General features: G+C 49.9%; 3 protein-coding genes and 1 pseudogene. 2 read left to right on the top strand and 2 right to left on the bottom strand.

Annotation, left to right across the window (positions count from 1 at the left end; translation table 11 throughout):
- Both QUA45_RS27110 and QUA45_RS29310 read right to left on the bottom strand, forming a co-directional pair.
- The coding region (locus QUA45_RS27110) for an aspartate kinase (protein WP_333222921.1) at nt 1–1,697 on the bottom strand (1,697 nt) is incomplete at its 3' end.
- Nucleotides 1,698–1,975: 278 nt separating this feature from the next.
- A pseudogene (locus QUA45_RS29310) lies at nt 1,976–2,739 on the bottom strand (Uma2 family endonuclease).
- A gap of 111 nt (nt 2,740–2,850) precedes the next feature.
- Between QUA45_RS29310 and QUA45_RS27100 the strand changes: the two are divergent.
- On the top strand, nt 2,851–3,510 hold the full coding sequence (locus QUA45_RS27100; RefSeq protein WP_333222917.1) for an HAD family hydrolase: 660 nt from the start codon (nt 2,851–2,853) through the stop codon (nt 3,508–3,510).
- Between the two features lie 404 nt (nt 3,511–3,914).
- A partial coding sequence (locus tag QUA45_RS27095) for a PAS domain S-box protein (RefSeq protein ID WP_333222915.1) occupies nt 3,915–6,984 on the top strand: 3,070 nt, incomplete at its 3' end.

Genomic DNA, 6,984 nt, shown 5'->3' with positions numbered 1-6,984 from the left:
GAAGTGGCAATCATTTGAATGTTGATTTGCTGGCGGGAAAGCGCTTCAAACATCCTTGCCGCTACTCCCGGATGCGCTACCATCCCGGAACCGACAACGCTAACTTTGGCTATTTGTGTATCGACTGCTACTTCGCCCCATCCGAATTCGGGGGCGGCTTTTTCGAGGGCGTTTTTAGCAGCTTCTGCGTCAATTTGTGCGACGGTAAATGCAATGTCGCGAGTTAATATGCCGTCAATATTGTGGCAGCGCTGCGATTGAATGATTGTATCTACGCTGATATTTTCCTCGGCTAAAAGTCCGAACAGTTTTGCTGCTACTCCGGGTCGATCGGGCAATTGGCGAATTGCTAGACGCGCTTGATTGAGATCCAACGCAACGGCGCGGACTGCAGGCGGTTTGTTGGATGATGAACGCAGCCCAATAGGGGAGTTGGCGACATCAAATGTTTTGCAGAGTTCGGCAACGGCCCGATCGCAATCTTCGGCATCGATCGCACAACTAACTTTTACCTCGGAAGTGGAAATCATTTGAATGTTAATTCCCGCATCCGCTAAAGTCTTAAACATCTGCGCGGCTACCCTCGGACGACCGATCATTCCCGCACCCGCAATGCTAACTTTAGCTATTGGCCGCTCTTCTGCTTTCACTTCCGGTTCTCCCAATTCTGGGCGAGAATTCTTGCCGAGGGCGGGGATAATTGCATCTGCAACGGCGGCGGCTTGTTGCAGAGATTTTCGCGTCACTGTGAAGGCAATATCGTTAGTATTTCCTTCATGAATTGACTGGATAATTAAGTCTACATCGAGGTTTTGCTGCGCGATCGCACCAAACAATCGCGCTGCTACGCCGGGGCGATCGGGCAAACGCAGCAGCGACACCCCCGCCTGATCTAAGTCAAATTCCACCGCATCCACCGCTTTTGCGAGCTCCAAGCCCTCCAAAGGACGGGGTTGCGGTGGGGGGGACACTACCCGCGTACCGGGGGCGTCACTCCAGCTAGAAAGCACTACCAGCGGCACGCCGTAATTCTTGGCAATTTCTACCGCGCGCGGGTGGAGGACTTTTGCGCCCAAACTCGCCAATTCCAGCATTTCGTCGCAAGTGATTTCGTCCATCAATTGCGCGTCGGCAACCAAGCGCGGATCTGTAGTCAGAATTCCGGGAACGTCGGTATAAATTTCGCATCTGTCGGCCCGCAGCGCTGCTGCCAGGGCCACTGCGGTTGTGTCGGAACCGCCACGGCCCAAGGTGGTAATTTCCAATTCTCCGGCATCGGCGATGCCTTGGAAACCCGCCACCACAACGACTTTACCGCTTTTTAACTGGCTTTCAAGCCGATTTGGGTCAATTCGCAAAATCCGGGCGCGGGTGTGGGCGGCTTCGGTGACAATGCCGACTTGGGCGCCGGTGAGGGAAATTGCCGGCTGTCCCATTTCTTGCAATGCCATGCTCAAAAGTGCGATCGAGACTTGTTCCCCAGTGGAGAGCAACATATCCATTTCCCTCTTGTTGGGATTTGCGGAAATTTCCTTGGCTAGTTTAACTAAACCGTCGGTGGTTTTGCCCATCGCCGAAAGTACGACAACGAGAGAGTTGCCGAGCTGTGCTGTTTTTACAACTCGTCGGGCTACTTCCAAAATGCGATCGACTGTGCCAACCGAGGTTCCGCCATATTTCTGAACAATTAGTGCCATAGGACTTACACAAAAAGTGATGCAATACTTAAGTTAATATACGCAAATTTTTGATAATAACCGATGAATGTTTATATCGTTTCTGAGGAGGCTGCTAGGCGATCGGGTTTTTACAGCACATGATATTCCTAGGGAGACTGAATTGCCGTGTCTCTACCGGCATCCGCGACTTATGCGAATTTAGATTTTTGATTGAAGAATTGCGAATGACTTATGAAGATCTCAACCCCGATAGTCCTCAGTCATCGCCAATCTAAAATCTAAAATCTAAAATTGTATTACCCACATTCTAACTCTGGCAAACGCGCTTCTAAAGCTTGAATTCGCAGCTCAGCTTCTATGCGCCTTTGTCGTTCTCGTTGTGTCGCCAATTCGGCTTGTTCTGCCCGTTCCTCGGCCGCCTGCAGCAAATTCCCCGAAGCATCCCACCATCGCAGCCAAGGCAACTCTACGCCCCGATCAACCCCTTGCCAAATGCCTAATTCCACTCGTATTTGTGCGATAGGGTAATGTCCGCGCTGATTTTGTGGGACTAACTCGAACCACTCCTCTACCGAATGATACCCTTCAACTTGTGCCTTTTTGACTTCATAAATTCCGTAAATGCAGGTCGAATTATCCGCTCGTAAATCCAGATTTGGCCTTGGCGAGGAGTCCTATTTTTTTCTTGACAGCTATGGCTATAAACAAATTCAAGTACAATCAGAGGCGGCATTAATTCCCGCCACATTACATAGGAACGGCGCAGATTTTCGTCAAGAGTTGGCGGCATTTCGGACACGTAAAATTAATCAGGTGCTTGGGCTGCTCTTTCGCGCGGTTCCGGGAGTTCGGCAACTCGCCAATAAATACCGGAATCTTTACCGATGCAGTATTGCCCGTCGGGATGAACTTGGTCTAAAATGGGTCGAATTGATGTTGTTAACAGGATGTTGTGAGGGTGTTATAATATTTTTTTTACAAAAGTACCGTCGGAGTCTGGTGATTGAGTGTGGTCTGGGAAATCTGTTGCTAGAATTTCTGATTTTTCGGTTACACTCATGTTGACCTCTTGAAGTTTTAAAATTTATACTTATAATTGGTAGCTTAGAGATTAATAATGCTATGATTTCAGGGAAAACCTCCGGTTGCTATATAAAAATTTTCAAGGAATATGAGTCAGTACAAGTTAATTATTTTTGACTTCGACGGCACTTTGGCAATCACTCACAAAGCTATTGTCTTTTGCTTTACCAAAACTTTTGAAAATTACAATATTAGCCCGCCGGCTGCTGATACTATTATAGGTACGATCGGCATCAATTTACCAAATACTTTTAAAATCCTCCATCCGGCGATCGAGGAAAGCGCAATTCCTGAATGGGTTGAAACTTACCGCTCTTATTATCGGACGGAAGGGGAAAAGCAGGTAGAGTTATTTACCGGGACAAATCAAGTTTTGCAGTTGGCGCGTCAGTCGGGATTGAGCCTGGGAGTTTTCAGCAACAAACACATTAGTTTTGTGAATTTGTTACTGCAAAAAATGAAAATTCACAGTTTTTTTGATTTAATTTTAGGTGATAATGGAGAAAGAATTATCAAACCGAATCCGGCGGTTTTTCACTCAATTATTAAACCACTGTTCCCGGAATTGGATAACAGTCAAATTTTAATGGTTGGCGATACAGCGATTGATTTGCTGTTTGCTAAAAATGCTGGGATAGATGTTTGTTGGGCGGCTTACGGATATGGCGATCGCCCTCAGTGTCTCGCCCTAGAACCGACTTTTGCGATCGACGATATTTCAGAACTTGCTGTGTTCGTTCAAAATTAATTTTTCCTCGGTTTGTTTGAGAGAAGAGTTTGAATCATTTAACTAAAAAGTATTTAATTAATTTTTTTACGAGAGCCGGATGATGTAGTTTTTATTTAATTAAAAAAATAAATACCCGAACTTGTAATCCGCCCAAACCCTGCCAAGCAAACCATACCAAAGATAGAGTGATCCCTGGGAGAGCTATTATAAATTAACAAGTAGGATTCCTTTGAAGGTAGAAGGCACAAGTCAGAAGCAAAGAGGAAAAAAACGAGGGAAGCCAGATTTTTTTAGGTAGAATTTAACGCCCAAATTCTGCATAATAGCCTTCTAACTTCTGCCTGTGGAAAACAGGCAATTCTGTTAAACTATAGAATGTGCTGCCAGTCGGTATCTACAATAAACTCAATTTATAGAAACTCATGCAGATAGATATAAGCATTCCTTCTGAAACGCTATCGCCGACTCGTACTGGCGGCACACCGAATTTAATAGAAGAAGTCTGGAGGCTGTACGATCGCGCCCTGGCAGCTACCAGCAACGGCATCGCGATCGCGGACGCTACCCGGCCGGACAAGCCTATAGTCTACTGCAACGGGGCTTTCGAGCGGATTACAGGGTACAATCGCAGCGAAATAATCGGGCAGAACTGCCGCTTCCTGCAAGGCCCGGATACCGATGGCGCTGCCGTCGATCAAATCCGCGTGGCCCTGAAAGAACAGCATGACTGCAAAGTAGTTCTCAAAAACTACCGCAAAGACGGCACCGCCTTCTGGAACGAACTCACCATCTCGCCGGTGCGCGACAGCAGCGGGATCGTTACCCACTTCATCGGCGTCCAATCTGATATCACCGATCGCTTCCAAGCAGAAGAAGCCCTCAAACAAGCCGAGGCAAAATACCGCAGCATCTTTGAAAACGCCACCGAAGGCATATTTCAAACCGCCCCAGACGGGCGCTACCTCAGTGCCAACCAGGCACTCGCCCGAATGTACGGCTATGATTCCCCCTCAGAACTGATCGCAAAATGTTCGGCAAAAAACCTTTACGCCGATCGCACCCGCCGCGCTTCCTTCATGGCAGAAATCAGCAAAAATGGCTCCCTGAAAGAGTTTGAGTCCTGCGTCCGCCGCCAAGACGGCAGCACTACCTGGATCTCGGAAAACGTGCGCGAAGTCCGCGACGAAGATGGCGAACTCCTTTACTACGAAGGAACCGTCGCCGAAATCGCCGATCGCAAACAAGCCGAAGCAGCCCTGCGAAATCAAGAATACTGGCTGAAAACCGCGATTAATGCCGTGCCCGACGCGATCAACCTTACAGACAGCGAGGGGCGCTGGCTGATTGCCAACGACTGCGCCCTCCAACTTTTGGGCTGGGAAACCGCAGACTACCAGGGGAAAACTACTGCCGAACTCGCTGCCGCCGCCGATCCCAGAGTCAGAGAAATCCTGCTAACTTGGCAGGAAACCGACGAAACCACCTGGCAAGCAGGCACTCTTACCTCCAGCCGCCAAATTGTCTCCTTGCCCACAGGCGGCAGCAATTTGTTTGAAGTGCGGAAAGTGCCGCTGTTCAACCCCGACGGTTCGCGCAAAGGTTTGGCAGTCGCGGGGCGGGACATCACCCAGGAAGTGGCAGCGGATGCAGCTTTGCGAGACAGCGAACAGCGGTTTCGGGCAATTTTTGAACGCGCTGCGATCGGCATGGTAGTCGCTACCCTCGAAGGTGTTGCGATCGCCACTAATCCGGCATTTCAAGCTATGCTGGGGAGGTCGGAAGCTCAACTGCGCGGTGTCGGCCTCGACGACTGCACGCACCCGGAAGACGCACAAGTTTCGCGCCAGTTGCGCCAAGAGTTGGCAGCGGGCTCCCGCGAAGCTTATCAAATCGAGAAGCGCTACCTCCGCCAAGACGGCAGCATCAGGTGGGGACGCCTCAGCGCCTCTGTCATCGACAGCAGTCAGGGAACGCCACAGTTTATTTTGCAAATGGTAGAGGATATTACCGATCGCAAACAAGCCGAGTCAGCTTTGTTTCAAAATGAGGCTAAGTGGCGATCGCTAATTCTCAACAGTTCCGACATCATTACTATTCTCGACGCCAGCGGTCGCATTGTTTACGAAAGCCCTTCTGTAGAAAGAGTTTTAGGCTACGAACCAGATGAACTCGCCGATCGAATTGCTCTCGATTTGATCCACCCTGACGACCTGCCCTCGGTGATTTCCGACGGCGAAAAACTGATGGCAAATCCAGGCGATCCGATCGCCGTAGAAGGTCGATTCCGTCGCGCTGACGGTTCTTGGTGTTTTCTTGAAGGTGTCGGCATCAACTTGCTAGCAGACCCCGCTGTGAAAGGAATTGTGATCAACTCCCGCGACATGACGGCGCGCAGGCAAGCAGAGTACCGCCTCAGCAAAATCAACGAGTGCTTTTTGGGATTCACCACCGACGCCGCTGACAACATCCAGCGGCTGACATCCTTAGCCGGTGAGCTTTTGGGCGGAAACTGCGCCATCTACAGCCACGTCGGTGGCGAACTCCTGCGGGCGATCGCGACTTGGCAAGCGCCCCCTGACTACCCGCTGGTCGATCGCGCCGAGGGCCACATCTGCACCGACGTATGCAGCAAAGGAAGCGATCGGGCTGTTGCGATTCCTGACTTGCAGAGCACGATCTACGCCCAAACCGATCCTGCTGTCATCCGCTACCAACTGCGAAGCTATCTGGGACAAGCAGTGCGGCTGGGCGGCAATTACGTGGGTGCGCTGTGCCTTCTCTACACTGAGTCGATCGCGCCCACAGAAGCCGACTGCAAGCTGATCGGAATTATTGCTGCGGCGATCGGAGTTGAGGAAGAACGGGCCGCCGCCGCCGATCGCGATCGACAAAAATCCCAAGAACTGCAAACAGCTTTGAGCGAGTTGCAGCAAACTCAAATGCAGTTAGTACAAACCGAAAAAATGTCTTCCCTCGGACAGGTGCTAGCAGGAATTGCCCACGAAATTAACAACCCCGTGGGCTTTGTCGCCGGCAACCTCTGCCACGTCCGAGGCTACGTTCTAGACTTATTAGAAATCGTGCAGGTGTATCGAGAAGAGTACCCGAATCCCCCAGCCCAACTTCAGCAACAAGCCGATGATATAGACTTAGAATTTCTAGCAGAAGACCTGCCCAAGTTGCTCAATTCGATGCAGACCGGATGCGAGCGCATTGTAGAAATTATTCAAACTCTTCGCAATTTCTCGCGGGCAGACGAAGCTAAAATCAAGACTGCCGACATTCACGAAGGTTTAGAAAGTACCTTGTTAATGTTAAACACCCGACTGAAAGCCAAAGCCAACTGGCAGGGCATTAAAGTGATCAAAGAATACGGAGAACTGCCGCAAATAAGCTGTCATCCCGGACTGTTAAATCAGGTATTTATGAATGTATTGGCAAATGCGATCGACGCCTTGGAAGAAAGCAGCAGCCAAGCCAAAGACACCGGAA

It is taken from the genome of Microcoleus sp. Pol12A5, assembly GCF_036701435.1.
Taxonomy (GTDB): Bacteria; Cyanobacteriota; Cyanobacteriia; order Cyanobacteriales; family Microcoleaceae; genus Microcoleus.
Note: the sequence above shows the minus strand (reverse complement) of the source record. Positions and strands in the feature narration are given on the sequence as shown.